Here is a 25,493-nt window from a genome sequence, read left to right as displayed (position 1 = left end):
GCCGGTACTACAACGAGGACGCATCATGGCGTATATCTCCACCGGATCGGAATGGACGTTCGAGCTGATCCAGCGATACGAGCACGAGATCGCGCGCATCGCGTCGGACTTCAAGCTCGACACGTACCCGAATCAGATCGAGATCATTACCGCCGAGCAGATGCTCGACGCTTACGCAACCGTCGGCCTGCCCATCGGCTACCACCACTGGTCTTACGGCAAGCATTTTCTGTCGTCCGAGCGTGGCTACAAGCGCGGACAGATGGGGCTGGCGTACGAGATCGTCATCAACTCGAACCCCTGCATCGCGTATCTGATGGAAGAGAACAGCATGACCATGCAGGCGCTCACCATCGCGCATGCCAGCTACGGTCACAACTCGTTCTTCAAGGGGAATTACCTCTTTCGCACGTGGACCAGTGCCGACGCCATCGTCGACTATCTGCTGTTCGCGCGAAACTACATCACCGAGTGCGAGCAACGCTACGGCGAACAGTCCGTGGAACTGTTGCTCGATTCCTGCCACGCGCTCATGAACTACGGCGTGGACCGGTACAAGCGACCCAAGCGTTTGTCGCTCGCGCAGGAACAGGCGCGGCAAAAGGAGCGCGAGAACTATCTGCAAATGCAGATCAACGATCTGTGGCGCACGCTGCCGAACCACGCCCTGCATGACGACGACGAGGACGACGGCCTCGATCCCACCGACTCGGACGAACCGCCGTTCCCGGGCGAGCCGCAGGAAAACCTGCTGTATTTCTTCGAGAAGAATGCGCCGAAGCTCGCGCCGTGGCAGCGCGAAATCGTGCGCATCGTGCGCAAGCTCGCGCAGTACTTCTATCCGCAGCGCCAGACGAAAGTGATGAACGAAGGTTGGGCCACGTTCTGGCACTACACGATTCTCCAGCAGCTCTACAAGGAGAAGCTGGTCAACGACGCGTTCATGATGGAGTTCCTGCACGCGCACACCAACGTGGTGTATCAGCCGTCGTTCGACAGCCCGTATTACAGCGGTCTGAACCCCTATGCCCTCGGCTTCGCCATGTTCCAGGACATTCGCCGCATGTGCGAGGAACCCACCGACGAGGACCGCCAGTGGGCGCCCGATATTGCCGGCTCGGACTGGTTGAAGACGCTCGACTTCGCCATGCGCAACTTCAAGGACGAGAGCTTCATCCAGCAATTTCTCTCGCCCAAGGTCATTCGCGATCTGAAGCTGTTCTCCGTGCTCGACGACGATCGCGACAGCCGGTTGCGCGTGACCGCCATCCATAACGATGCGGGTTATCGGGAGATCCGCGAGATGCTCGCGCAGCAGTACAACCTGAGCCAGCTTGAACCGAACATTCAGGTCGCTCACGTCGACTTGCATGGCGACCGCTCGCTCACGCTGCGTCACGTGCAAAGCGAGCGCAAGCCGCTTGACGACAGCTTCGAGGAGGTGCTCAAGCACGTGGCGCGTCTGTGGGGCTTCACGGTGCGGCTGGAGACCGTGTTCGAAGACGGTCGTAGCGAAATGACGCACGAGACCAAGGTCGAGAAGCGGCGGCGCTACGCGCTGAGTGCGTGAGTGCAAGTGAGGGCCTGGATGAAGATTCCGTTCGTCGCGCTCGATCACGTGGTTCTACGAACGGCCGACGTCGCGCGCCTTCAGCACTTCTATGTCGACGTGCTGGGCTGCACGCTGGAAAAGGTGCAGCCCGAGCTTGGACTGGTGCAGTTGCGCGCCGGCGATTCGCTCATCGATCTGGTGGACGTATCCGGGACGATTGGCCGCCAGGGCGGCGCCGCTCCGGGGCCCGAGGGGCATAACCTCGACCATTTTTGCCTGCGTGTCGAGCCATTCGACGATGAGGCGATACGCCACGCGCTGGCCTCGCACGGGGTGACGTTGGGGGAGGCAGTGCAGCGCTATGGCGCCCATGGGGAAGGGCCGTCGTGCTATCTCGACGATCCCGACGGCAACACCGTCGAACTCAAGGGGCCGCCATCCCGCTAGCGCGAGCTCAGGCGGCCATCTGTCCCAGCACGCTCTGATCCCGCCCCTTGTGTTTGGCCTGGTAGAGCGCCTTGTCCGCGCGATCGAGCATGGCGCTGATCACGAGCGGCTCCCCCGGCTGCCATGACGCAATCCCCACGCTGATCGTAATCGCTTCGCCTTCGTCGCGCGCGGCTTGCGGCAGCAGATCCGAACTGGCGCGCTTGACCGACTCGCGGATACGGTCGGCGACGCGAAGCGCCGCGTGCTGATCGATCTCCGGCAGCACCACCGCGAACTCCTCCCCACCCAGACGCACCGCAAAATCGCTCGGCAGACGAATGCAGTGCTGGATCGTCGTGGCGATGCGTTGCAGCACGGCGTCGCCGAATGGATGTCCGTAGCGGTCGTTCACCTGCTTGAAGAAGTCGATGTCGATGAGCAGGACGGATAGCGGAATGGCGCGTTGCTGCACCCGCTCGGCGACGAGGCGAATGCGGTTGTCGAAATAGCGCCGGTTGTAGATATGCGTGAGGGGATCGATGAATACCTTCTCTACGAGATCGGTATTCGTGAGCGCGAGCGACTGGTATTGACGCGTGATTTCCCACACGAGCGCGAGCGTCGCAACTCCCGGCGAAGCGAGCGCGAGCAGGCGTGCGGCATACCATTGATAAGACGCCTCGCTCGGTGCGGTCAGCGAAAGCAGCAACTGACACAGCGAAATCGTGACGACGACCCACACCAGAAGAAACAGCTTGTGCGACAGGCGCGTGACGGCGGCAATACGCCACCACAGCGCGACATACGCGACGAAGAGCGCGCCCAACGCGAGCGTTTCGACGTCGATGCCACCGGCCAGGTGCGGCGTGACGAGCGTGCGTCCCGCCCCGACAAGCGACAGTGAGACCGTCACCCAGATGACAAGCACGGTCGCGCCGTAACGTGCCGCTTCCGAGTATCCGGGGCGCGTATGCGGGTCCATGCGCGTTCGCGAGTAACTGCGCACGCTGAGCATGACGTAGGCAGCGAAGCTTGCTTCAGCGACCAGCCAGAGCCAGAACGGCGCGCGAGTCACGTGCGCCGAGATGCCGGCGAGCTGGTTTGCGAGCAACACGCCCTCGGTGAACATGAAAAGTCCACGCAACAAGAAGGCGCAGCCGAACTGGGCGAAGTAACGCTTGCCGTTGTAGAGATACTGAACGCCGAGCAGGCACGCGGTCGACAAGTTCAGAATGCCGCCGGCCGAGACGAGAAAGAAGGTGAGCAACGGATTCACCTCGCCTTCGAGCGCGCGCGCAAGAAACCCTGCGAGTGTGAGCGCGGCGCACGCAACCAGAATGGTGGTCGCGGCAACGCGATTGCCCTGTTCGGTACGGCTGATGGTACTTTTCATAGTTGTTATTCGCCATTCAACGACCTCGTGCCCGCGCACGATCGCTTTCTTACCGTTCAATCGCCGCGCCCGCGAATCGCCGCCAAGGTCATAGCCCGACGTGACGCTCGCGTTTCCCCGATTTTGCGCTAAATGATTGATAACTAAGATAAACCTCGGAGAATACACGAGTTTTTCCGGGTTCGCACCCGTTTCCGTATACCCCCTTCAAATTCGGGTTCGCAACACGTTGCCATGCGGATTTCGAGCACTTTTTCCGACGCTTCGGACGTGCCGCTGCGCCTCGCGCTCTGGATCGAAAAACAATTCCCGCGGTACGTCGGTACGCTGGTCCGCTGTGCGAAACACGCAAATAGCGGATTTCGGGACGGAAAAAAGAAGCGCTGCGTATACATCTTTTTTCCTCCCCGCGATGCCAGTACTGACGCGGCGTTTCCGTGCGTACAATTAATCAGTAATCCTATGCAAATGAAAAATATCGCATGTAATTACGTGTAAAAGTGCCGTATTCCCCACGAAAAACGTGCTACGGGTTGGCATCGACGCACTATCTGTACTAGAATAAAAAAAGCCAATCGCTGCGGTTGGCCCATAGAATCAAAAGCGTTGCCGGTGTTCCTCGTTGCGCCGGCGTCCTTACCACCACGCAATGAGTTTCAGCAGTAAAACTTTCGCGCGCTTTCAATAAGCGTGCACCGAGAGGCCCAGGCGCCCACGGCGTCGAAAGCTCGTCTCTCAAGTCGCATTCCGCGACGCCTGGTTCGTCACCGTTGTCTTTCACAGACCTTCGGAATCGAACACATCACAATTCGCAAGGCAGCTAACAGTTGTCATGCTTGATTGACCGCGTTGTCACGCGGGGCGATTGCTATTGCCTCGCGCGCAGCGCTGCCAACCCATTCAAAGGGAGCATGAACGTGGCGAAGCAGTATCGCATTCTCTATCTGGCCGGCTTCGGACTGCTCGGTGTTGCCGCCGCAGTCACCGGTCTGGTGTATTGGCTGGGCGTCGATTCGCTCGTCAAATACCGGGGCGACCTGGTGTATTACACCCAGCAGCATCTCAAGCTCGTGGCGATATCGATGACATTGGCCATCGTGGTCGGCGTGCCTGCAGGCGTGCTGATCTCGCGGCCGATGTTCGAGAAACACGCCGAGCGCGCGGTGCAGGTTTTCAACATCGGCAATACGTTGCCCTCGCTTGCCGTGCTGGCATTGTCGATGGCGGTGCTCGGTATTGGCGACCGTCCGGCCATTCTGGCGCTGTGGCTCGCGTCGCTGCTGCCTATCGTGCGTAACGCGTACGAAGGACTGCGTCAGGTGCCGCCTGCTCTGCGAGAGTCGGCGCGCGGCATGGGCATGACGCCTGCACAAGTGTTGTTCCGCGTCGATCTGCCCAACGCCATGCCGGTCATCGTCGGCGGCATTCGCACCGCGCTCGCGATCAATGTCGGCACCGCGCCGCTGGCATTCCTGATCGGCGCGGACAGTCTGGGACAACTGATTTTCCCGGGCATCTACCTCAACGACCCGACCAAGCTGTTGCTCGGCGCTGCCGGCACTGCACTGCTTGCCCTCGTGCTCGACGGCATCGTCGCCTTTGCCAGCGGGCTCTGGTTCGCGCGTCACGGCGCGCCGGCGCGCTGAGACTTCAGGAGACCCACACCTATGCAAATTTCGTTTTCACACATGATGCCGCGCTGGATGCGCCTGATCGGCGCCGCCATTCTGGCGCTGGGCATGGCGGCAGCGAGCGTCACCGCACAGGCCGCCACGCTCACCATCGGCGGCAAGAACTTCACCGAGCAACTGATTCTCTCCGAGATGACGGCGCAATACCTGCGCAGCAAGGGCTACGACGTCGAGCTCAAGAACGGGCTGGGCAGCGTGGTGATGCGTCAGGGCATGCAGAGCAATCAGCTCGACGTGGTCTGGGAGTACACGGGCACGTCGCTCATCGTCTACAACAAGGTCACCGAAAAGCTCGACCCCGAACAGACCTACGAACGCGTGAAGGCGCTCGACGCCAACCTCGGCCTCGTCTGGCTGAATCCGGCGGCGCTGAACAACACCTATGCGTTCGCCATGCCGGGCAAGATCGCGCGAGAGGAAGGTATCGAGACGGTCTCTCAGCTTGTAGAGAAATTCCACGCGAATCCGAAAATGCAGTTCGCCTTCGATATGGAGTTTGTCGGCCGCTCCGACGGTCTCGGTCCGATGGAGCAACTCTACGACTTCCATCTCGAGCGCAGCAACATCAAGCAAATGGATCCGGGCCTGGTCTACACGGCGCTCAGAAACGAGCAGATCGATGCGGGGCTCGTCTACACGAGCGATGGCCGCAACAAGGGTTTCGATCTCAAGGTGCTGACCGACGACAAGGGCTTCTTCCCGGCATACGCGGCCACCCCGGTGGTGCGAAAGGAAGTGCTCGATGCCAATCCCAGGCTCGCCGACGAACTCAACGCGCTGTCCGCGAAGATCAACGACGACAACATGCGCGACATGAACGCACAGGTCGACATCGATCATCGTGCGGTGTCGCGCGTGGCGAGCGACTTCCTCAAGCAGGAAGGGCTGGTGCAGTGACGACGCAAGTCCGTCGTTGCCCCAATGAATACTGATTGAGGAGTCTCATGATTGAATTTCTGACGCATAACTGGCACCGCATTCTGACCCTCACCGGTCAGCATGCGTGGCTGGTGGCCGCTTCGGTCGGGGCGGCCATCGTGGTCGGTGTGCCGCTGGGCGTGCTGGTCACGCGTTTTCGCTGGTTGTCCGGCGCCGTGCTGGGGTTGGCGACCGTCGTGCTCACGATCCCGTCGATTGCCCTGTTCGGCCTGATGATCCCGGCCCTGTCCGTCTATGGCATGGGCATCGGCCCCGCGCCGGCGGTGGCCGCCGTCTTCCTGTACTCGCTGCTGCCGATCATGCGCAACACGAGCCTCGCATTGCGACAGATCGACCCGAGCATTCGTGAAGCCGGGATCGGCATCGGCATGACGTTCTGGCAGCGTCTGCGCCTCGTGGAGTTGCCGCTGGCCGTGCCCGTGGTGCTCGGCGGCGTGCGCACTGCCGTTGTGATGAATATTGGCGTGATGGCCATTGGCGCCATCGTCGGGGCGGGCGGTCTCGGGGTGCTGATCACCCAGGGGATCAGCCAGAGCGATACCCGTCAGCTTGTCGTGGGTGCGGTCATGGTGAGCTTGCTCGCCATCGTTGCCGACACCCTGTTGCACCGCCTTCAGCGTGTGCTGACACCGAAAGGAATCCGAACCGTATGATCAAACTCGAAAATCTCACCAAAAGCTTCGTTCAGAAGGACGGCACGCGCGTCACCGCCGTGAACTCGGTCAGCCTCGAGGTGCCGCCGGGCGAAATCTGCGTCTTCCTCGGTCCGTCGGGCTGCGGCAAGACGACCACGCTCAAGATGATCAACCGACTGATCAAACCGACGTCCGGACACATTTTGCTCAACGGTCAGGACACCGGCAACATCAACGAGATCGAGCTGCGTCGTCATATCGGTTATGTGATCCAGCAGATCGGCCTGTTCCCGAACATGACCATCGAGGAAAACATCACAGTGGTGCCGCGCCTGCTTGGTTGGGACAAAAAGCGCTGCCGGGAACGCGCTACCGAACTAATGGGGATGGTCGCGCTCGATCCGAAGCGCTATCTCTCGCGTTATCCGCGTGAGCTCTCAGGGGGCCAGCAGCAGCGTATCGGCGTGATTCGTGCGCTTGCCGCCGATCCGCCGGTATTGCTCATGGACGAGCCATTTGGCGCCGTCGACCCGATCAACCGCGAATCGATCCAGAACGAGTTTTTGCAGATGCAACGCCAGTTGGGCAAGACCGTCATCATGGTCAGCCACGATATCGACGAGGCGATCAAGCTGGCGGATCGCATCGCGATCTTCCGTCAGGGCAGTCTGGTGCAGTACGCCCAGCCGGACGCACTGCTGGCCCGCCCGGTCGACGAATTCGTGGCGAGCTTCGTGGGACATGACCGAATTCTCAAACGTCTGCTGCTGGTGCGCGCCGAGGACGCGGCCACCCCGCAACCGACCGTCAAACCGCAGACCACACTGGCCGAGGCGTATGGGTTGATGGACGAACTCGATACGCGCTCGCTCGTGGTCGTGGATGAAAATGCCCGTGCGCTCGGTTACATTGCTCGGCGCGATACGCGTCACGCACACGGGACGTGCGGCGAGCGGGTGCGAGACTTCAAGGCCTCGGCGGTGGCGGGTGACAACCTGCGCGTGCTGCTCTCGCGCATGTATGAGCACAACCTGGCATCGCTGCCGGTGCTCGGAGATGACAATCAGTATCTCGGCGAAGTCACGCAGGATTCCATCGCCGACTATCTGAGTTCGGGCAAGTCGCGCGGCAACGGCGGCGGCACGATCATTGCGCCGTCATTGCCGGGCGCGCCGAGCGTGGTGGCCAGCGTGCCGTTCGGGGCGTCGCTATAGGCGATGCAGGCGATGCGCGCGATCGGTGCGTCGGGGGATACCGGATGCCTGAGCCATGGTGACGGCATTTGAAATGGCATGATGCCGCGTGAGTTTCGATGCGTGCGCGGAACGACCGCTGCGCATCGGATCAAAGAATGACGGCCCCTCGCGGCCGTCATTTTTGCGTTCGGCATGCGCTTTCCGGCATTGTCGTTTGTGTCCGACCGTGCATTGGCCGCGTACGGTGGGAGGCGCCGCGGGTAGGGGAGTCGGTGAAATCGTTGATGTCGATGAATCAAGGAGTGGCGGGATGACGTGGGAAGCGGTAATGACGTGGTTTGGCCATGCGCCCTGGGCGCGCATGGCCGTGTCGCTGGCGACGCTGGTTGTCGCGGCGGTCGTGGTGCAGGCCGCTGCGCAGTTGGTGATCGTGCGTGTGGTGCGCATCGTGGTGCAGCGCACGGCGAATCGCTGGGACGATGCGTTGCTCGCGCATCGCGTGTTCCAGCGTGCCGCGCGCGTCCTGCCGTATCTGGTTGTGCAGTTCGGTATCGATCTGGTGCCGGACTTGCCGGCGAAGGCGGCGCTCGTCGTCGGCAATGTTGCGCTTGCCACGACATTGCTTTACGCCACGCTCGCCATCGCGGGCATTCTGGACGCCGCGCAGACCGTCTACGCGATGTCGGAGCACGCACGTACCCGTTCGATCAAGGGATACGTTCAACTGGGCAAGATCGCGCTGTACGTAGTGGCGGCGATCGCCATCGTCGCAACGATCATCGACCGGTCACCATGGCTGCTGCTCTCGGGGTTGGGCGCGATGTCTGCGGTGCTGTTGCTGGTGTTCAAGGACACGATCATGTCGTTCGTTGCAAGCGTGCAACTGACCTCCAACGACATGCTGCGCGTGGGCGACTGGATCGAGATGCCGCAGGTGGGCGCCGATGGCGACGTGGTGGATATCGCGTTGCACACGGTCAAAGTGCAGAACTGGGACAAGACGATCACCACGATTCCGACATGGCGTCTGATTTCGGAGAGTTTTCGCAACTGGCGCGGGATGCAGCAGTCGGGCGGGCGTCGCATCAAACGCACGCTATGCATCGACGCTGGCAGCGTCGGCTTTCTGGACGAGGCGGAGATCGCGCGTCTGTCGAAGCTGCATTTGCTGGGCGAATACCTGTCGGAGAAACAACGCTCGCTGGCGGATGCGAATGCCGCGTTGGGCATTGCGGCGGGCGTGCCCGCGAATACGCGCCGCCTGACGAACATCGGTACGTTTCGCGCCTATGCATTGGCGTATCTGACGGCGCATCCGAACATTCATGACGGCATGACGTGCATGGTGCGTTCGCTGCAGCCGTCCGCTACCGGTATCCCGGTGGAGCTTTACTGCTTCACCAACACGATCGTGTGGGCCGAGTATGAGCGCGTGCAGGGCGATGTGTTCGACCATCTGCTGGCGATCCTGCCGGAGTTCGGTCTGCGCATGTACCAGACCCCTGCTGGCGCCGATCTGATGCGATGGCATGGGCAGCTTGCGGCCTGACACGGGCGCGATTGAGCGCTGATTGAGCGCTGATTTGGCGCTTCAGGAAAAGTCCGGAAAGCTTTGGTGTCTGTTTACTTCGATGTGTCGCGCTGCGACGATATCTCGGAATCCACGGAAGAGGGAGAGCGGGGTGACGATTTGGAGTGCAGGATGGACGAAGGAACAGCGGTGTATTCGATGGTCGACGCCAGTCACGATGCGGTCGCCATCGAGTGGTGGGACATGGACAAGGAGGAGGATATCGCGCTGTGGAACAGCGTGGACGACGTTGAGGAGGAGGCGTGGCTGTGGTGAGGCGAGGCGAGGTTTGGGTTGCGTCGTTCGACCCGGCAGTCGGGAGCGAAATCAAGAAAACGCGGCCATGTGTGATCGTTTCGCCATCGGCAATGCATAAGGGCTTGCAGACGGTGATCGTGGTGCCGCTCACGTCGTCCATGGCGTCCCGATATAGCGTTCCGACCATGTTCGCGGGGCGCCCGGGTGCGATGCAGCTAAGTCATCTCAAGTCGCTTGATCGGAGGCGATTGGTCAGACGCTCGGGTGCTTTGGACCGGGGCGTAATGCGAGACGCCATGGCGCAACTGCGCGACGTATTCACGGAAGCGGCGGACGAAGCCGGCGAGTGAATGGCCATTGCCGTCACAGCGAAGCGGACAGCGCAAGGAAAAGGGCTCCCGCAGGAGCCCTTCGTCGTTCAGTGCTGGCGCAAGACGCTATTGCTATCCAGCGTCAGCAGCGCGAGCCCAGCGAACTACCAAGCTACCATCAAGCTACCCAAGCGTCAGGCGACCGAAGCGTCGAGTGTCGGGTAGTCGACATAACCCCGGGCGTCGCCACCGTAAAGCGTGTCGCGATCCAGCGCGTTGAACGGACCACCGCGCTTGAGGCGTTCGACCAGATCCGGGTTGGCGATGAACGGCTTGCCGAAGGCGATCAGGTCTGCCAGATTTTCCTTGCGTGCCTTGATCGCAAGGGCGAGGTCATAGCCGTTGTTGGCCATGAACGTGCCCTTGAAGACGTGGCGCAGCTTCTGCAGATCGAAGCCGCCTTCGACTTCACGCGGGCCGCCCGTCGCACCTTCGACCACGTGCAGATAGACGAGACCGAAACGGTTGAGTTGCTCGACGGCATACGTGAACACCGGTTCCGGATTGCTGTCGCCGCAATCATTCGCCGGGCTGATCGGGGACAGGCGAATACCCACACGGTCGGCCCCCCACACGTCGACGACGGCTTGTGTGACTTCGAGCACGATGCGCACGCGGTTCTCGATGCTGCCGCCGTATTGGTCGGTGCGATGGTTCGTCTTGTCGCGCATGAACTGGTCAAGCAGATAGCCGTTCGCTGCGTGAATTTCCACGCCGTCGAACCCCGCACGCTTCGCGCATTGCGCAGCGTGACGATACTGTTCGATGATGCCGGGAATCTCGGACGTCTCCAGCGCGCGCGGCACCGGGTGCGGTTCGAAGCCATGCTCCGTGAACGCCTTACCCGCTGGCTGGATGGCCGACGGGGCCACCGGCAGGTCGCCGTTCGGTTGCAGCGACGGATGCGAGATGCGGCCGACATGCCAAAGCTGGCAGAAGATCTTGCCGCCCTTGGCGTGCAGCGCGTCGGTCACCTGCTTCCACCCGGCGACCTGTTCGTCCGTGTAGATGCCAGGCGTGAAGGCGTAGCCTTTGCCCTGCTGCGAGATGTTGGTGGCTTCACTGATGATGAGGCCGGCGGATGCGCGCTGCGCGTAGTATTCGACGACCAGCGGGCCGGGCACGTCGCCCTTGCCCGCGCGGCTGCGCGTGAGTGGCGCCATCACGATGCGATTGTTCAGTTCGAGCGGGCCGAGTCGATACGACGAAAACAGGTCGGTATCGAGCGCGGCGAGATGCGTTTGCGAGTCCGTCATTGCTGAAGGTCCTGTGAAAGTGGGGGGATGCTGTGCTGCACAAAACCCGCTCAGGTTACGGCAATTCTCATGGCCTTGCTGAGCACCGCTTCGGTGTTTCGGCCAACGGGGCTACGCCGCACATTTCACGCGTTCGCGACCGTAGGGCGCTTCGGTGCGTGCGGCGCAATGCGCAACACCATGATCGCGCCGATGATGCACACACCGCCCGACAGCATCGAGGCCATCGTGTAGTTGCCCAGCGTTGCGCGCAGCGAACCGGCCACAAGGGCAGCGGTCGCGGCGCCTAGCTGGTGGCCGGCAACGATCCAGCCGAACACGATCGGGGCCATCGTCTTGCCAAATACGTCTGTCGTAAGGCGCACCGTCGGCGGCACCGTCGCGATCCAGTCCAGGCCGTAGAACAGCGCGAAGAGCGGCAAGCCGAAGAAGTCCAGACCGAAGGCGTACGGCAGATAGATCAGCGACAACCCGCGCAGGCCGTAATACCAGAACAGCAGCACGCGGCTGTTGTAACGATCCGAGAGCCAGCCGGACGCCGTGGTGCCCACGAGATCGAGAATGCCCATCGCCGCCAGGATGCCCGCCCCCTTGACTTCGGACAGGCCGTAATCGCCGCACATCGCGATGAAGTGCGTGCCGATGTAACCGTTGGTGCTCGCACCGCAGATGAAAAAGCTGAAGAACAGCAGCCAGAAGTCGCGCTTTCCTGCGGCCATGCGCAGGGCAGACAACGCTGCCGTGAGCGGATTGCCTTGCGTGAGCGGGACGTCCGGGGCGTCTTCAGGGGCGCCGACCGGACGCAGCCCCACCGAGCCGGGCCGCTCCGGCAAGAGAAATGCCACCAGCGGCAACACAATCGCCGCGACCAGCGCCACGATCAGCACCACCGGACGCCATCCGTGATGCTCGGTGATCGCTGCCATGACAGGCAGGAACACCATCTGACCGGTCGCCGAGCTTGCTGTGAGAATCCCCATGGCCAGGCCGCGATGCGTATGGAACCAGCGGTTCGACACCGTTGCCGCAAGCGTCACCGCCGCCACGCCAGTCCCGCCGCCGACCATCACGCCCCAGATCAGCACCATTTGCCAGGGCGCGGTCATCAACGACGAAAGCGCCGTGCCCGATGCCAGCAGCAGCAAGGCCACCATGACCGTCGGACGAATGCCGAAACGCTGCATCGCGGCGGCGGCGAACGGGCCGGTGAGGCCGTAAAGTGCAAGATTGACGGAAATCGCCAGCGAGATCGTCGCCCGACTCCAGCCGAAGTCCTGCTCCAGCGGCACCATCATGACGCTGGGCGTCGCGCGAATGCCCGCAGAGGCGAGCAGGACCAGGAAAATGACGCCGACGACGATCCACCCGTAGTGGAAGCGTCCGTCGATGCGCTTGGCAAGTGCAGCCTTCATGGCGGAAATCCTTGCTGAGGCTCGGTGTTGTGGCCGATGCGGGAACGTTTGCGGGAACCGGGCGGTCTACGTTCATCGATAGACTTGTGACAGCTCGGTAACATTAGGTTGCCATGTTATGAACCGATCGGTAACATGTCAAGTATTCCTTTGCGACGATAGGGCTTTGGCATGGCCCGCGTGCAACGCAAAACCACAGTTCAGGGAGTGCCGGATCATGGCCAAATCGACAACGTCTTCTCTGCCCGTCACCGCACCTGAGGCACCTGTTGCGGGTGATGCGGCTGATGCGGCTGACGCATCCGTTGCACGTGCCGCGCCCCGGCGGAGTGCGACGCCGCGTGCGGGCAAGACGGCGCGTCATGTGACACCCGCACCCATCGCCCAACAGCATCTTCTCGACGCCGCGGTCGAGCTGTTTCACACCGAAGGCGTGCGCGCCGTGGGGGTGGATGCGGTCGTCAAGCGTGCCGGTGTGAACAAGATGAGCCTGTATCGTCAGTTTGCGTCGAAGGACGACCTGATTCTGGCGTATCTCGATCACATGCAGACGGCGAGTCTTGCACGCATCGACGAGAGCATCGCGAAGCACCCCGGCGAGCCGCGGGCGCAGATGCTGCAAATTTTCGTGGATCTGGCCGAGCGCGCGAGTCGGCCCGGCTATCGTGGCTGTCCGTTCGTGAACGTGGCGGCGGAATTTCCGGACCCGGCGCATGCCGCACGGGTGTCGGTGGTGAATTACAAGGCGGAAGTGGTGCGGCGCTTTACGGCGCTCGTCACGGCCGCTGGCCTGAAGGCGCCGGCGCCGCTGGTCGACGCGCTATCGCTGATTCTCGAAGGAGCTTACGCCGCGAGCCAGACCTTCGGGCCCGGCTCGCCGCCGCTGCGCATCTTGCCGAGCGTTGCGCGTCGGATCATCGAAGCGGGAATGGCCGGAGAACTGACCGATTAAACGTGTCCGGCGATCGGATCCCAGGATCCTCGAATCCTGGGGCCCTCGGACTCTCAGTCCTAGGCCTTTCGGCCCGTCCGGACCGCTGCCTGTCTGTCCCTCGGTCTTTCTATCCCGTGTATCCCGTGCGCTCGGTCAGGTTTCCCCGGCTGTGGTCTTCCGCGATTAGGCGGCAAGCCGCTGAAGCGCGACGGCTGCGGTAGCCTGCGTCAGCGGCGCCTGCGCGCCCGGGGCGCCATTCATGCGGAACGCAGCGACAGCCTGATCGAGCAGTCGGGCCTGATCTTCCATCGACGCGGCTGCGGCGGCGGCTTGCTCGACCAGCGCGGCGTTCTGCTGCGTCACCTCGTCCATCTGCGTGACGGCCCGCCCGACCTGCTCGATACCGTGGCTCTGCTCCTCCGATGCGGCGGAAATCTCTCCCATGATGTCGGTCACGCGTCGCACCGCCTGCACCACGTCGTGCATCGTCTGACCGGCTTGCGCAACGAGCACGGAGCCGTCCTGGACCCGGCTGTTCGACGACTCGATCAGTTCCTTGATTTCCTTGGCCGCCGCAGCGCTGCGTTGGGCAAGCGTGCGCACTTCGCCTGCGACGACCGCAAACCCGCGCCCCTGCTCGCCTGCTCGCGCGGCTTCCACAGCCGCATTGAGCGCGAGGATGTTCGTCTGGAAGGCAATGCCGTCGATCACGCTGATGATATCGACGACCTTGCTCGAACTGTGCGAGATGCCTTCCATCGTGGCAACCACCTGATCCACGACCTGCCCGCCGCGTACGGCAATGGCGGACGCGTTCTCCGCCAGTTGGCTCGCCTGCCGCGCGTTGTCGGCGTTCTGGCGTACCGTCGAGGTGAGTTGCTCCATGGACGACGCCGTCTCTTCGAGCGCGGCGGCTTGCTGTTCGGTGCGCGCCGACAGATCGGTATTGCCTTCGGCGATCTCGCGTGAGGCCAGGGTAATGGCGCTCGTGCCGCTGCGAATGCGTCCGATCATTTGCTGAAGATTGCCCTGCATGCGTTGCATGGCGTAGAGCAGGCTCGCACCGTCGCCCGCGCGCAGGCGCACTTGCGTGAGCAGATCCCCGTCGGCGATGCGCGTGGCGATATCGGCGGCGTACTCGGGTTCGCCCCCCAGGCTGTGCTGGACGTTGCGAATGATGAGCAGCATGACGCCCGAGACCGCCAGGCCGATGACGGCGAGCATCGCTCCCCAGCGGGCCAGGGCGCCGAGGAAGGCGGCATTGATGTCGTCGACGTAGACGCCAGTGGTCAGATACCAGTCCCAGGGCGAGAACACGCCCACGCGGCTGATCTTCTCGACAGGCTTGTCCGAGCCGGGCTTCGGCCAGAGATAGGTGACGAACGGATTGTCCGTGCGGGCGGCGGCGACGATATCGGAGAACATGAGCTTGCCCGACGGGTCGCGGAACTGGCTCATGTCCTTACCTTCGAGCTTCGGATTGACCGAGTTCAGCACGATGACACGCTGCGAGTTCAAGATGCCGAAATAGTTGTCGCCATCGTAGCGAATCGCGCCGATCTGTTCGCGCGCCAGTTTTTGCGCGTCCGTCACGCTCATCTCGCCGCGCTCGGCGCGGGCGGCGTAGTGCTGCGCCAGGCTCAGGCCGGCGTCGACCACGTGGGTGAGCCCGGCCCGGCGCTCGGCGAGCATCGTGTCGCGCTGCGCCCACGCGCCCCAGATCGCCATCGCCAGCAGGCTGACCCACATCAATGCGACCGCAGACCACAACTTCGCTTTCAAACTCAATCGCTGCATTCCTTCGTCATCCTCACTGATTCCGCGTTGGTGTTGCGCTTGCGGCGGCCGCGCGTGACGTGCAGGCACGTCCGGGCGGTCCGATTATCGAGTCGTCGGCGTCTTCGCATGAAGACACGGACCAAACGTGTGCTAACGGCAGTCTTGCGGAGGACTTGAGCTTTGCCCGAGGCGGCAGGCGTCCCGCCGGCATGCCGGGGCGGCCGTGCGGGCGATTGAGGATGCCGCGCGGTGAGTCGGTGAGTCGGTGAGGTGACGAAGTGGCGAGGGGGTGAGCGCGTGGCCGTTCAGCCGTGAATCACGACCATCAGACCGCGCGCGACCGATTTGCCGACATTGCGGATGGCGTGGGCCCGGTCGGCGGGATAACGCGCCGTTTCCCCCGGCTTGGCGCGCCGCGCGATGTGCTCGACCTCGATGTCGACCTGTCCGTCGAACACCGTGAAATGCTCGCGCGTGCCGGGGTCGTGGGGCTCGGAGACGAGCGCCGCGCCCGGCTGCAGCGTCAATTCGTACCACTCGAACTTGCCGGCGAGTTCCATCGGGCCAAGGATCTTCAACTGATACGCCTGTTCGGCGCCGGCGAGTGTCGGCGTCTCGTGCTTGCCGAAGATGCGCACCGGCTCCGGATCACCCGACGGCGCGCCGAGCAACTGGTCGAGACGCACGCCCAGGGCGTTGGCCAGACGCCACGCCACGGCAATCGTCGGATTGGCCTTGTCGCGCTCGATCTGCGAGAGCATCGACTTCGAGACGCCGGACGCGCGGGAGAGCGTCTCCAGCGTCATGCCGCGTTCCTTGCGTAGCTGCTGAATCATGTCGCCGACCGGCGGCGGCGCAATCGGGGACATCGGGGCGGCTGCGGGAGTACTTGCCATATGAATTCCGGGATATTAGAATTTTTCAATATATTGAAACTAGTTCAATATAAAGTATAGTTTCCGATAAGCTGTATGCCGTGATGGTAGCAGAGCCCCAAGGATCGACATTCTGGAGATGCACCCGATGACCGCACAAACCCCGGAGGCCCGCGAGGGCTTCTACCGTCAACTGACCGAACGACTCGAAGACACGCGCCGTCAGGGCCTTTTCAAGCAGGAGCGCGTGCTCATGTCGCGGCAGGGGCCGGAGGTCATGTGCGACGACGGGCAAACGCGCATCAACCTGTGCGCCAACAACTACCTGGGCCTGTCCGGCAGCGAAGCGCTGGTGAAGGCGGGGCAGAAGGCGTTGGAAGACTTCGGTTTCGGCCTGTCGTCGGTGCGCTTCATCTGCGGTACTCAGGGACCCCACAAAGAACTCGAAGCGCGCATCGCGGCATTTCTCGGCACGGAGGATGCGATCCTTTACGCCGCCGCGTTCGACGCCAACGGCGGCGTGTTCGAGCCGTTGTTCGACGAGCAGGACGCCATCATTTCGGACGCCCTGAACCACGCCTCGATCATCGACGGCGTGCGCCTGTGCAAGGCGCAGCGCCTGCGCTACGCCCATAACGACATGGAAGATCTGGAGCGCCAGCTGCAGGCCGCCGCCGGGGCGCGGCACCGCATCATCGTCACGGACGGTGTGTTCTCCATGGACGGCACGATTGCGCAGCTCGACCGTATCGTGGCGCTGGCCGAACAGTATGGCGCGCTCATCATGATCGACGAATGTCACGCGTCCGGCTTCATGGGGCCGACGGGGCGCGGCACGCACGAGCATCACGGCGTGCTGGGCAAGATCGACATCATCACCGGCACGCTGGGCAAAGCGCTCGGCGGGGCGATGGGCGGCTTCACGGCGGGACGGCGCGAAGTGATCGAGACGCTGCGTCAGCGCTCACGTCCCTATCTGTTCTCCAATAGTCTGGCGCCCGCCATCGTGGGCACGTCGCTCGCCGTGTTCGACGAACTGGCGCATTCGTCGGCGCGCCGGGAGCAATTGCATGAGAACACCGCGTTTTTCCGTCAGGAAGTGGCGGCGCTCGGCTTCACGATCAAACCGGGCACGCATCCGATTGTCCCCGTCATGCTCTTTGACGCCACTCTGGCGCAACGTTTTGCGCAGCGCCTTTATGAACTTGGCGTGATCGCCACCGGTTTCTTCTATCCGGTCGTGCCGCAAGGCCAGGCGCGCGTGCGCGTGCAACTCTCGGCGGCGCATACCCGCGAACATCTCACCCGTGCGCTGGCCGCGTTCGCCCAGGCCGGCAATGAACTCGGCATTCTCAAGCAAGGTTGATCATGGAACGCATTCTCATCATCGGCGCCAACGGGCAGATCGGCAGCGAACTCGTCGAGGCGCTCGCGGCACAGTACGGCAAGGAAAACGTGATCGCGACGGATATTGCGCCGGGACCGTCGCGCCATCCGGTGCATTACGAGTCGCTCGACGTGCTCGATGCCGCGCGCCTGGCAGCGCTGGTCGAGCGCTTCGGCATCACGCAGATCTTCCATCTCGCGGCGCTGCTCTCGGCCACGGGCGAAACCCGTCCGCTGCAAGCCTGGACTCTCAACATGAACGGCCTGCTCAACGTGCTCGAACTGGCGCGCGAGCATCAGGCCCGAGGCAAGGGCCTGCGCGTATTCTGGCCGTCTTCGATCGCCGCGTTCGGCCCGCACACGCCGGCCGTCGAAACGCCGCAACTCGCGATCATGGACCCGACCACGATGTACGGCATCAGCAAGCAAGCGGGCGAGCGGCTGTGCGAGTACTACTTCGCGAAGTTCGGAGTGGACGTGCGCAGCTTGCGCTACCCCGGCGTGATCAGCTACAAGACGCCGCCCGGCGGCGGCACGACCGACTACGCCATCGACATCTTTCAGGCGGCGCGCCGTGGCGAGACGTACACCTGCTTTCTGAAGGAAGACGCCACGCTGCCGATGATCTACATGCCCGACGCTGTGCGCGCCACGCTCGAACTGATGAATGCCGACGCCTCGAAGCTGCGGGTGCGATCGTCATACAACGTGGCCGGTGTGAGTTTCGATCCCAAAACGCTGGCCGAGGCGATTGCGCGTCGCGTGCCGGGCTTCACGGTGAAGTACGCACCGGACTTCCGTCAGGCGATTGCCGAGACGTGGCCGCACACGCTCGACGACACGCATGCGCGCTACGACTGGGGGTGGAAGCCGGCGTACGATCTGGACGCCATGGTCGACGACATGCTCGCCAACGTGCCACTCGACTGGCATAAGCCTGCGTTGGAAAACGCGGCCTGAAGGGCAAAGCCCGGCAAAGTCGAAGGATGCGTGGAAGGCGCAGGCCGTTCGGGAACGGCCTGCTGCGAACTTACTTTGGATGGTGCATCGCGTAGTAGGCCATGGCGGCAAGTACCGCACACGTCACGGCGAGCGCGCGGCGGCGCCAACGGTAGGCCGGGGTGAAACTGATGGCTCGCGTGCGGCCTTCTTCTTTCGAATGGTAGTAGCTCATATTGCGCCTTCTGGATCTGGTACACGGTCTTCGCCGCAAAGAGAACCTGCGCAAGCCATGGTCGTGATGCCCCCCGGCACACGACACACAGGTTCTGAATCGATTATGCGACTGCACAAAAGCGACCACGAATCAGTATCTACACCGATAGGTGTGGTCTTTTTGACACGGTCCTGCGTCCCTCGAATCGTTTCGACGAAGGGTTCCAAAGCGGCTTGCAGCACCCGCCAGCGCCCTTGACCTGGGCGCGCTGCCCAATTGCGACGGCCCGCCTGCGGCCATTCCCCGTTCCGGTGCCCGACCGTGCAGATATCTTGATCGTCGAGAGACGCAAAGAATCCACATTTGCCCGCTTGCGTGGCGTCGTAGGCGCTGAAACAATGCCGGAAAACGGTGGCCACGCGGATGGCCGCTTCCAAGTCGTCGTTGCGATCACGCCTGGGGAGGGACGTGCCATGACGCCGAACACGCGCCGCACCATCGCTTGCGGCCTTCGCGGAGTTGCCTTCAGGCGCACCGCGCTTCTCGTCGCCGTCGCCGGTGTTACCGGTTTGCTCGCATTGTCTGCGGCCAATGTCCACGCGCAGGAAGCCATGCTGCGAGCCAACAATCAGGTCTGGCTCGGGGTGGGGGCACAGCACCTGGACTACTGGGAGTCCATCGGGCCGGGCAAGAGCGATTCCGAGAAAGGGACGACCGCCGCCTTCGCGCTCACGGCCTCCACACAACGCCAGTTGTTCGGCATCTCGAATCTGTATTTCAGCGGATCGGTGCGCGTCGCGCATGGCAACGTGGACTATGGCGGCTATTTGCAGGACGCCGCCGGTCGTGTGTTGCAGCCCGACTACCAGATGAAAACCCGTTCGACGGCCACCGACCTCACGCTCAAGGCCGGCAAGGCCATCCCGTTCCATCTGGGCACCTGGAATGCGCAACTGATTCCTTACGTGAGCTACAGTTACCGCGACTGGATTCGCGACAGTAGCCGCGATCCGTATGGCTTCTACGAACGCTATCGTCACCACGTGGTCGGCGGCGGGCTGATGGGACAGATGGAATTGACGCCGAAACTGGTGGCCACCGCCGACATTCGTGCCGGGGCAATGGTCGGTGCGTCGATGACGCTGGCCGGCTCGCAGAACACCTTCTCGTTGGGCAACAAGCCGGTCGTCGTCGCGGGTTTCGGGCTCGACTATGCCGTCGCGCGCAATTTTCACATCAATGCGAGCTACGAATGGTCGCGCTTCCAGTATGGCCGCTCCAGCGTGACGCAGGTCGGCCCCGGCGTCACCGCTTACGAGCCCGATTCGAAGACCATCAACCAGACGTGGATGATCGGCGCGGGCTACGCGTTCTGATCGCGATCAGGACGCGCCTTCCATGTCTTCCAGACTGAACGTTTCCGTGTGGTCGTTGTACGAGAAAATCTCGGCGTAACGCCCCCAGTTGATGGCGGTATCGAGCGTTTCCTGCGCCAGATCGTCCGACATCGAATCTTCCAGTTCCTGCTCGAAACGCACGCGCGGCGCGCGCTGGCCACGGCGTTCCTGCAATACCGCCCGAATTTTCGCCGCGAGCGGCACATGCCGCAGCAAATGCTCGGCGAACAGCACCTTGCGCTCCTGCGTGCTTACGTCCACAAACCGTTTGCCCGCCGGCGTGAGCAGAATGTCGCCTTCCTTGAGTTCGGCAAAACCCAACTGATCGAGAATTTCGGCAACGGGGAAGAGATCGTCGACTTCCAGCAGCAGCGTTTGCGCGATATCCGGCAAGTCGGCGCGTCCGTTGTAGGGCGGCACCGCGAGCGCTTCGAGCAGACCGGCCATCAGGTTGGTCGAGACTTCGTGCAGCGGGCTGGACAACTCCAGCGGCATTTTCTGCGTCGTGTGCGCGTTACGGCGCGAGGTCATCAGCGCGTAGATATCGTCGACCATCTTGCGGAAGGCCGGATCGAGACGATTGCGGCGATGCGGGAACGGCACCTTGATTTCAGCGACCACGCGGCCCGGATTCGACGACAGCACGAGAATCCGGTCGCACATGAACACGGCCTCTTCGATGTTGTGCGTGACGATCAGGATCGACTTGATGGGTAACTGACGCTGGCTCCACAGGTCCAGCAAGTCGGTGCGCAGCGTTTCGGCAGTCAGCACGTCGAGGGCGGAGAACGGCTCGTCCATGAGCAGCAGCGTGGGGTTGACCACCAACGCCCGCGCGAAGCCCACGCGCTGACGCATGCCGCCCGAAAGCTCACGCGGGTAGGCGTTCTCGAAGCCGTCCAGACCGATCAGGTCGATCGCGGCGAGCGCGCGCTTGCGGCGCTCCTTGGGCTCCACGCCCAGCGCTTCGAGGCCGGCTTCCACGTTCTGCAGCACTGTCAGCCACGGGAACAGCGCAAAGGTCTGGAACACCATCGCCACGCCTTCGGGCGGGCCTTCGAGCGGCTGCCCCAGATATCGGATGTCGCCCGAGCTGGGCTGGATCAGGCCGGCGATGATGCGCAACAGCGTCGACTTGCCCGAGCCCGAGCGGCCCAGCAGACCGACGATTTCACCTTCGTGCAGTTGCAGGTTGACGCCGTCGAGCACCTGGCGCTCGTCGCTGCCCTTGCGAAACCCACGGCTGACATTGGCGAGCGAGAAGATCTCTTTTCCGGCGATCGGTTGGCCTGTGTTCGTATCGTTCGGCATCACGGTCCCTTCAATTCAGACGAAGCTTGTTTTCAGCGATGGCGTACATCGGCCGCCACAGCAAACGGTTGAACAGCACGACGAACAGCGCCATCACCGCGATGCCGAGCAGAATGCGCGGGTAGTCGCCGGCGGCCGTCATTTGTGCGATGTAGGCGCCCAGACCATGCGCGGCAACCTTGTCGTCGCCCCACTGCACGTATTCCGAGACGATCGACGCGTTCCATGCGCCGCCGGAGGCCGTAATCGCGCCCGTCACGTAATAGGGGAAGATGCCGGGCAGCATGACCTGTCGCCACCACTGCCAGCCGCGAATGCGGAAGTTGGTCGCGGCTTCCTTGAAATCGTTCGGAAACGCCGTGGCGCCGGCAATCACGTTGAACAGGATGTACCACTGCGTGCCGAGCACGATCAGCGGTGAGAGCCAGATGTCCGCATTCAGTTGGAAGTGGACGATCAGCACCACGAAGATCGGGAACAGCAGGTTTGCCGGGAAGGCGGCGAGGAATTGCGCGAGCGGCTGGATGCGCTCGGCGAGCTTTGGTCGCAAGCCGATCAGTACGCCCAGCGGCACCCAGATCACCGAGGCAATCGCGATGAGCACAACGACACGCACGAGCGTGATGAGCCCGAGGCCGAACACGCGCAGGATCTCCGGGCCGCCGACTTCGGCCAGCACGAAGGTGCAGATCTTCCACGCGGTGACGACGCCCAGCACGACGAGCAGCGCTGCCCACGCCCAGTCGATCACGCGCGAGAGCGGGGTGTTGGATTCGGAGTGAATCGCGGCCGGCAGCGAGACCGGCATGCGCAGGCGGGCCACCGTGCGCAGCAGCTTGCCCAGCGGGCGCAGCAGCAACTGAATGGCACGCGTGCGTTGAATCACGTTGAGCACCCATGATTCGGGGGCGGCCTGCGAGACAGTGTCTTCCAGACGGAATTTGTCCGACCACGCGACCATCGGGCGAAACAGGAACTGGTCGTAAATGACGATCACGACGACCATCGCCAGGATCACCCAGCCCACCGCACCGAGATCGCGCTGAAGAATGGCGGTGGCGAGATACGCCCCGATGCCCGGCAGCGTGACCGTCTTGTCGCCCACGGTGATTGCTTCGGAGGCCACCACGAAGAACCAGCCGCCCGACATGCTCATCATCATGTTCCAGACGAGCCCCGGCATCGAATACGGCACGTCGAGCTTCCAGAAGCGCTGCCACGCTGACAGGCGCAGATTGACGGCGACTTCGGACAGGTCGCGCGGCTGCGTGCGCATCGACTGGTAGAACGAGAACGTCATGTTCCACGCCTGGCTCGTGAAGATCGCGAAGATGGCGGCGCATTCGGCGCCGAGCACGCGTCCCGGAAAGAGGGCAAGGAAGAACGTGACGGTAAACGAGATGTAGCCCAGCACCGGCACCGACTGGAGAATGTCCAGCATCGGCACGAGCAACTTCTCCGCACGGCGGCTCTTGGCGGCAAGCGTGCCGTAGACGAGTGTGAAGACGAGCGAGGCGAGCATGGCGGCAAGCATCCGCAATGTCGTGCGCAGCGCATACTCGGGCAGGTTTGCCGGGTCCAGCGAAATGACGTCGGTATGCAGGTCGGCCAGCGGCGCCCAGGTCTGACGAATGCCCGACGAGCTGACCATCAGAAAGCCGATGATGATCGGGAATGCAATGAAGTCCCAGCGGTTGGGCAGCAGGCGTCGCGCGGTGGCGGGGATGAACGGACGGGCTACGCGCGTCATCAGGACCTCGTTCGGATGAGGGTTCGGACGGACAACAGGATTGAAGCGTCAAAATGCAGCGCAGCAGCGACGATGCGCGCGCGCAATGACGGCAGCGGATGCTACCAGATTGCCCCGTAAAAAGATGTTAAAGCGCGTGCCACACGTTGGCAAACGGCGCTGCGGATACGTGAATGTGGTTTTTATGCTGCACCGCGCAATCGTGCGGTTTCATGCAGCGATACCGAAGGCAAAAGGCGACGCCCGCGCTTCCGTAAATCGCCTGTCGAAGCGGGCGATCCGCGCGGCAAATTCATCCAGGCAGCGGCGCAACGATTCGCGGCGTACGACAGGGAAACCGGCACATTGAATGTGTGAACTTTATTCGCGTTGCGCAGACCAATTCCCGCGGCTTGCTTCGCGCCGTGCGGTCGTGTAGTGTGCACCGCTTGCTCGGGCTACGGTGCCTGTCGGTGGGGGATGCTTGCATGCTCCGGCGAACAAGTGGCTTGCCGGCCCGTCTCCCTCCCATTCCAAGACAAGCAAGGATGCGCCGCATGACGACGCCATTAGACGCGCGTTGCGAGCGTGCACGACAACTGAGTGCCGCCGGCCGGCTCGACGAGGCGATCGCCGAGTTACGACAAGTTCTGAAACAATCCCCTGAATTTCTTCCTGCCCTTGAAGGGCTTGCGTACGTCTCGCTGCGCATGAGCGCATTCGAGGCGGCAGCCGACGCGTTCGACCGTCTGCTCGCGCTCGGGCCTAATCCCGGCGCGCAGGCGAGCTTCGATGCTGCGATGGCGAGCCTGCAGGCCGGGCGTCCGATGCGGGCCGAGGCGCTGTTCGAAGCGACGGTCCACCAATCGCCGGACGTCATCGGCACGCTGCATACCATCGGTCTGACCTGGGCGCAGGCGGGCGACAACGCCCGTGCGCTGGCCTGGTTCGAGCGTACCGCCGCCAAGGCGCCTGCGTTGTGGCAGGCGCATTTCAACAAGGGGCGCGCCCTCGGTGCGCTGGGGCGTTTCGACGAAGAGATCGCCGCTTACCGGGTCGCCCACGCCATCGCCCCGCAGCAGCCCGACCCGCTGGTCAATCTCGGCGTGGCGCTGCGTGAGCAGCATGCGTTCGAGGACTCGCTGAAATGCCTGCACGAAGCGGTGAGACTGTCGCCCGATCACGCGGGTGCGCGGACCAACCGGGCCCAGACGAATCTGCTGCTGGGCGAGTTTGCGCATGGCTGGCATGACTACGAATGGCGCTGGCAGGATGGGGCGCAGACGCGACGCTTTAGCGACCGCCTGTGGGACGGCAAGGCGCCGCTCGCGGGCAAGACGGTGTTCGTCTATAGCGAGCAGGGCTTCGGCGATACATTGCAGTTCGTGCGCTTCGTGCCGCGTCTGGTGGAGATGGGCGCAACGGTCGTGCTCTCTGTACAAGCCCCGCTCGTGACGTTGCTGGGCGGCTTTGCGCGCGGTGTGACGGTGCTCGGCGAGCATATGCCGGTGCCCTCGTTGGACTGGCAGATGCCGCTGCTCAGTCTGCCGCATCTGCTCAGGATTGGGGGCAACGTGGCGACGACGTCCCCTTATTTGCGGGCGAGCCCGGGGCGCGAGATGATCTGGCGCTCGATGCTCGGTGAGAAACCCGATGGGGCGCTGCGCGTCGGGTTTGCATGGCGCACGCGTCCGTTCCCGCCGAATCGCGACGTTGCGCTCAAGCACTGGGCGCCGCTGTTTGCGACGAACGCACAGTGGTATTCGTTGCAGGTCGACGCGACCGACGACGAGCACGCCGAACTGGCGAGTTACCGCAAGGCGCGCGGCAACATACACGATATTGGCGCGAAGCTGAGCGATTTCGCCGAGACGGCGGCCGTCATTGCGCAGATGGATCTGGTGATTGCCGTCGACACGGCGGTCGTGCATCTTGCCGGCGCGTTGGGCAAGCCGGTATGGGTGCCGCTGAACTACACGCCGGACTGGCGCTGGCAACTGGCGCGTCGCGACAGCGACTGGTATCCGTCGGTGACCTTGTACCGTCAGCCGACGCGCGGCGACTGGGATGCGGTCATGACACAGATCGGCGAAGACCTTGCGGCGATGGTGTGCCGCCAATCGGACGTCGAGGCGGTGCAGTAAACAGTCGTCAGTGCCGACGAATGTTCTCTCGCGAGCCCTGGCATTGCCGGGCACGGGCGGAGGCCGCCCGTCCGACCGAA

At 62.9% G+C, this 25,493-nt stretch carries 22 protein-coding genes; 14 read left to right on the top strand and 8 right to left on the bottom strand.

From position 1 onward, the window contains the following. Positions 1–25 precede the first annotated feature (25 nt). On the top strand, positions 26–1,570 hold the full coding sequence (locus UC34_RS21125; RefSeq protein WP_044457072.1) for a SpoVR family protein: 1,545 nt from the start codon (positions 26–28) through the stop codon (positions 1,568–1,570). An 18-nt stretch (positions 1,571–1,588) separates the two neighbouring features. Further along, positions 1,589–1,999: a VOC family protein gene (locus UC34_RS21120; protein ID WP_044457071.1), complete on the top strand. Its 411-nt coding sequence runs from the start codon at positions 1,589–1,591 to the stop codon at positions 1,997–1,999. A gap of 7 nt (positions 2,000–2,006) precedes the next feature. Here the strand turns inward: UC34_RS21120 and UC34_RS21115 are convergent, their stop codons facing one another. Continuing rightward, the gene (locus UC34_RS21115) at positions 2,007–3,374 is read right to left on the bottom strand and encodes a GGDEF domain-containing protein (RefSeq protein ID WP_044457070.1); all 1,368 of its coding nucleotides are present in this window, start codon (positions 3,372–3,374) and stop codon (positions 2,007–2,009) included. 911 nt (positions 3,375–4,285) lie between these two features. Here UC34_RS21115 and UC34_RS21110 point away from each other — a divergent pair. From UC34_RS21110 to UC34_RS21080, 7 genes are all read left to right on the top strand, one after another. After that, entirely contained in the window at positions 4,286–5,020 is a 735-nt protein-coding gene (locus tag UC34_RS21110; RefSeq protein ID WP_044457069.1) for an ABC transporter permease, read from the top strand. Positions 5,021–5,041: 21 nt separating this feature from the next. Then, the gene (locus UC34_RS21105) at positions 5,042–5,962 is read left to right on the top strand and encodes a glycine betaine ABC transporter substrate-binding protein (RefSeq protein WP_084070875.1); all 921 of its coding nucleotides are present in this window, start codon (positions 5,042–5,044) and stop codon (positions 5,960–5,962) included. Positions 5,963–6,009: 47 nt separating this feature from the next. Beyond that, entirely contained in the window at positions 6,010–6,657 is a 648-nt protein-coding gene (locus UC34_RS21100; protein ID WP_039393117.1) for an ABC transporter permease, read from the top strand. Beyond that, positions 6,654–7,853, top strand: coding sequence for an osmoprotectant ABC transporter ATP-binding protein OsmV (locus UC34_RS21095; RefSeq protein ID WP_044457068.1), 1,200 nt, complete (start codon positions 6,654–6,656; stop codon positions 7,851–7,853). The genes UC34_RS21100 and UC34_RS21095 overlap by 4 nt, the downstream gene beginning before the upstream one ends. A gap of 292 nt (positions 7,854–8,145) precedes the next feature. Beyond that, the gene (locus tag UC34_RS21090) at positions 8,146–9,384 is read left to right on the top strand and encodes a mechanosensitive ion channel family protein (RefSeq protein WP_044457067.1); all 1,239 of its coding nucleotides are present in this window, start codon (positions 8,146–8,148) and stop codon (positions 9,382–9,384) included. A gap of 153 nt (positions 9,385–9,537) precedes the next feature. Beyond that, positions 9,538–9,681, top strand: coding sequence for a hypothetical protein (locus UC34_RS25510; RefSeq protein ID WP_157123264.1), 144 nt, complete (start codon positions 9,538–9,540; stop codon positions 9,679–9,681). Beyond that, the gene (locus UC34_RS21080) at positions 9,669–10,013 is read left to right on the top strand and encodes a type II toxin-antitoxin system PemK/MazF family toxin (RefSeq protein WP_084070873.1); all 345 of its coding nucleotides are present in this window, start codon (positions 9,669–9,671) and stop codon (positions 10,011–10,013) included. The genes UC34_RS25510 and UC34_RS21080 overlap by 13 nt, the downstream gene beginning before the upstream one ends. A gap of 155 nt (positions 10,014–10,168) precedes the next feature. Here the strand turns inward: UC34_RS21080 and UC34_RS21075 are convergent, their stop codons facing one another. Both UC34_RS21075 and UC34_RS21070 read right to left on the bottom strand, forming a co-directional pair. After that, a complete protein-coding gene (locus UC34_RS21075; protein ID WP_044457064.1) occupies positions 10,169–11,290 on the bottom strand; it encodes an alkene reductase in 1,122 nt (373 codons plus the stop codon). Positions 11,291–11,415: 125 nt separating this feature from the next. Beyond that, positions 11,416–12,702 (bottom strand): MFS transporter, encoded by a 1,287-nt coding sequence (locus tag UC34_RS21070; protein ID WP_044457063.1) that lies wholly within the window; start codon positions 12,700–12,702, stop codon positions 11,416–11,418. A 217-nt stretch (positions 12,703–12,919) separates the two neighbouring features. Here UC34_RS21070 and UC34_RS21065 point away from each other — a divergent pair, with 217 nt between their 5' ends. Continuing rightward, the gene (locus UC34_RS21065) at positions 12,920–13,654 is read left to right on the top strand and encodes a TetR/AcrR family transcriptional regulator (protein WP_084070865.1); all 735 of its coding nucleotides are present in this window, start codon (positions 12,920–12,922) and stop codon (positions 13,652–13,654) included. 165 nt (positions 13,655–13,819) lie between these two features. Here UC34_RS21065 and UC34_RS26060 read toward each other — a convergent pair whose 3' ends face one another. Both UC34_RS26060 and UC34_RS21055 read right to left on the bottom strand, forming a co-directional pair. Next, on the bottom strand, positions 13,820–15,433 hold the full coding sequence (locus tag UC34_RS26060) for a methyl-accepting chemotaxis protein (RefSeq protein WP_044457061.1): 1,614 nt from the start codon (positions 15,431–15,433) through the stop codon (positions 13,820–13,822). A 287-nt stretch (positions 15,434–15,720) separates the two neighbouring features. Beyond that, entirely contained in the window at positions 15,721–16,311 is a 591-nt protein-coding gene (locus tag UC34_RS21055; protein ID WP_044457060.1) for a helix-turn-helix domain-containing protein, read from the bottom strand. A gap of 127 nt (positions 16,312–16,438) precedes the next feature. On the opposite strand from UC34_RS21055, the gene kbl reads away from it, so the two are divergent. After that, positions 16,439–17,656, top strand: coding sequence for a glycine C-acetyltransferase (gene kbl / locus UC34_RS21050; protein WP_044457059.1), 1,218 nt, complete (start codon positions 16,439–16,441; stop codon positions 17,654–17,656). A gap of 2 nt (positions 17,657–17,658) precedes the next feature. Beyond that, the gene (locus tag UC34_RS21045; RefSeq protein ID WP_044457058.1) at positions 17,659–18,636 is read left to right on the top strand and encodes an NAD-dependent epimerase/dehydratase family protein; all 978 of its coding nucleotides are present in this window, start codon (positions 17,659–17,661) and stop codon (positions 18,634–18,636) included. 70 nt (positions 18,637–18,706) lie between these two features. Here UC34_RS21045 and UC34_RS25505 read toward each other — a convergent pair whose 3' ends face one another. After that, positions 18,707–18,850, bottom strand: coding sequence for a hypothetical protein (locus tag UC34_RS25505; protein WP_157123263.1), 144 nt, complete (start codon positions 18,848–18,850; stop codon positions 18,707–18,709). A gap of 455 nt (positions 18,851–19,305) precedes the next feature. Here UC34_RS25505 and UC34_RS21040 point away from each other — a divergent pair, with 455 nt between their 5' ends. Continuing rightward, positions 19,306–20,208: a hypothetical protein gene (locus UC34_RS21040; RefSeq protein ID WP_157123262.1), complete on the top strand. Its 903-nt coding sequence runs from the start codon at positions 19,306–19,308 to the stop codon at positions 20,206–20,208. 6 nt (positions 20,209–20,214) lie between these two features. Here UC34_RS21040 and UC34_RS21035 read toward each other — a convergent pair whose 3' ends face one another. Both UC34_RS21035 and UC34_RS21030 read right to left on the bottom strand, forming a co-directional pair. Then, entirely contained in the window at positions 20,215–21,540 is a 1,326-nt protein-coding gene (locus UC34_RS21035) for an ABC transporter ATP-binding protein (protein WP_044457056.1), read from the bottom strand. A gap of 10 nt (positions 21,541–21,550) precedes the next feature. Then, entirely contained in the window at positions 21,551–23,290 is a 1,740-nt protein-coding gene (locus UC34_RS21030; RefSeq protein ID WP_044457055.1) for an ABC transporter permease, read from the bottom strand. Positions 23,291–23,826: 536 nt separating this feature from the next. Between UC34_RS21030 and UC34_RS21025 the strand changes: the two genes are divergently transcribed. Continuing rightward, positions 23,827–25,413 carry a tetratricopeptide repeat protein gene (locus UC34_RS21025; RefSeq protein WP_044457054.1) on the top strand — a complete coding sequence of 529 codons (1,587 nt, stop codon included), beginning with the start codon at positions 23,827–23,829 and terminating at the stop codon, positions 25,411–25,413. Positions 25,414–25,493: the final 80 nt, after the last annotated feature.

This window comes from Pandoraea vervacti (genome assembly GCF_000934605.2).
GTDB lineage: Bacteria > Pseudomonadota > Gammaproteobacteria > Burkholderiales > Burkholderiaceae > Pandoraea > Pandoraea vervacti.
This window is presented reverse-complemented; position numbering and strand designations above follow the sequence as displayed.

Bases quoted from the DNA above. Each gene is read 5' to 3' on its own strand.
- UC34_RS21105 (WP_084070875.1), top strand. From the start codon at position 5,042: ATGCAAATTTCGTTTTCACACATGATGCCGCGCTGGATGCGCCTGATC.
- UC34_RS21075 (WP_044457064.1), bottom strand. From the start codon at position 11,290: ATGACGGACTCGCAAACGCATCTCGCCGCGCTCGATACCGACCTGTTT.
- UC34_RS25510 (WP_157123264.1), top strand. From the start codon at position 9,538: ATGGACGAAGGAACAGCGGTGTATTCGATGGTCGACGCCAGTCACGAT.
- UC34_RS21115 (WP_044457070.1), bottom strand. From the start codon at position 3,374: ATGAAAAGTACCATCAGCCGTACCGAACAGGGCAATCGCGTTGCCGCG.
- UC34_RS21035 (WP_044457056.1), bottom strand. From the start codon at position 21,540: ATGCCGAACGATACGAACACAGGCCAACCGATCGCCGGAAAAGAGATC.
- UC34_RS21055 (WP_044457060.1), bottom strand. From the start codon at position 16,311: ATGGCAAGTACTCCCGCAGCCGCCCCGATGTCCCCGATTGCGCCGCCG.
- UC34_RS26060 (WP_044457061.1), bottom strand. From the start codon at position 15,433: ATGCAGCGATTGAGTTTGAAAGCGAAGTTGTGGTCTGCGGTCGCATTG.
- UC34_RS21110 (WP_044457069.1), top strand. From the start codon at position 4,286: ATGAACGTGGCGAAGCAGTATCGCATTCTCTATCTGGCCGGCTTCGGA.
- UC34_RS21095 (WP_044457068.1), top strand. From the start codon at position 6,654: ATGATCAAACTCGAAAATCTCACCAAAAGCTTCGTTCAGAAGGACGGC.
- UC34_RS21100 (WP_039393117.1), top strand. From the start codon at position 6,010: ATGATTGAATTTCTGACGCATAACTGGCACCGCATTCTGACCCTCACC.
- UC34_RS21045 (WP_044457058.1), top strand. From the start codon at position 17,659: ATGGAACGCATTCTCATCATCGGCGCCAACGGGCAGATCGGCAGCGAA.
- UC34_RS21070 (WP_044457063.1), bottom strand. From the start codon at position 12,702: ATGAAGGCTGCACTTGCCAAGCGCATCGACGGACGCTTCCACTACGGG.
- kbl (WP_044457059.1), top strand. From the start codon at position 16,439: ATGACCGCACAAACCCCGGAGGCCCGCGAGGGCTTCTACCGTCAACTG.
- UC34_RS21090 (WP_044457067.1), top strand. From the start codon at position 8,146: ATGACGTGGGAAGCGGTAATGACGTGGTTTGGCCATGCGCCCTGGGCG.
- UC34_RS21030 (WP_044457055.1), bottom strand. From the start codon at position 23,290: ATGACGCGCGTAGCCCGTCCGTTCATCCCCGCCACCGCGCGACGCCTG.
- UC34_RS25505 (WP_157123263.1), bottom strand. From the start codon at position 18,850: ATGAGCTACTACCATTCGAAAGAAGAAGGCCGCACGCGAGCCATCAGT.
- UC34_RS21025 (WP_044457054.1), top strand. From the start codon at position 23,827: ATGACGACGCCATTAGACGCGCGTTGCGAGCGTGCACGACAACTGAGT.
- UC34_RS21065 (WP_084070865.1), top strand. From the start codon at position 12,920: ATGGCCAAATCGACAACGTCTTCTCTGCCCGTCACCGCACCTGAGGCA.
- UC34_RS21120 (WP_044457071.1), top strand. From the start codon at position 1,589: ATGAAGATTCCGTTCGTCGCGCTCGATCACGTGGTTCTACGAACGGCC.
- UC34_RS21040 (WP_157123262.1), top strand. From the start codon at position 19,306: ATGACGCCGAACACGCGCCGCACCATCGCTTGCGGCCTTCGCGGAGTT.
- UC34_RS21125 (WP_044457072.1), top strand. From the start codon at position 26: ATGGCGTATATCTCCACCGGATCGGAATGGACGTTCGAGCTGATCCAG.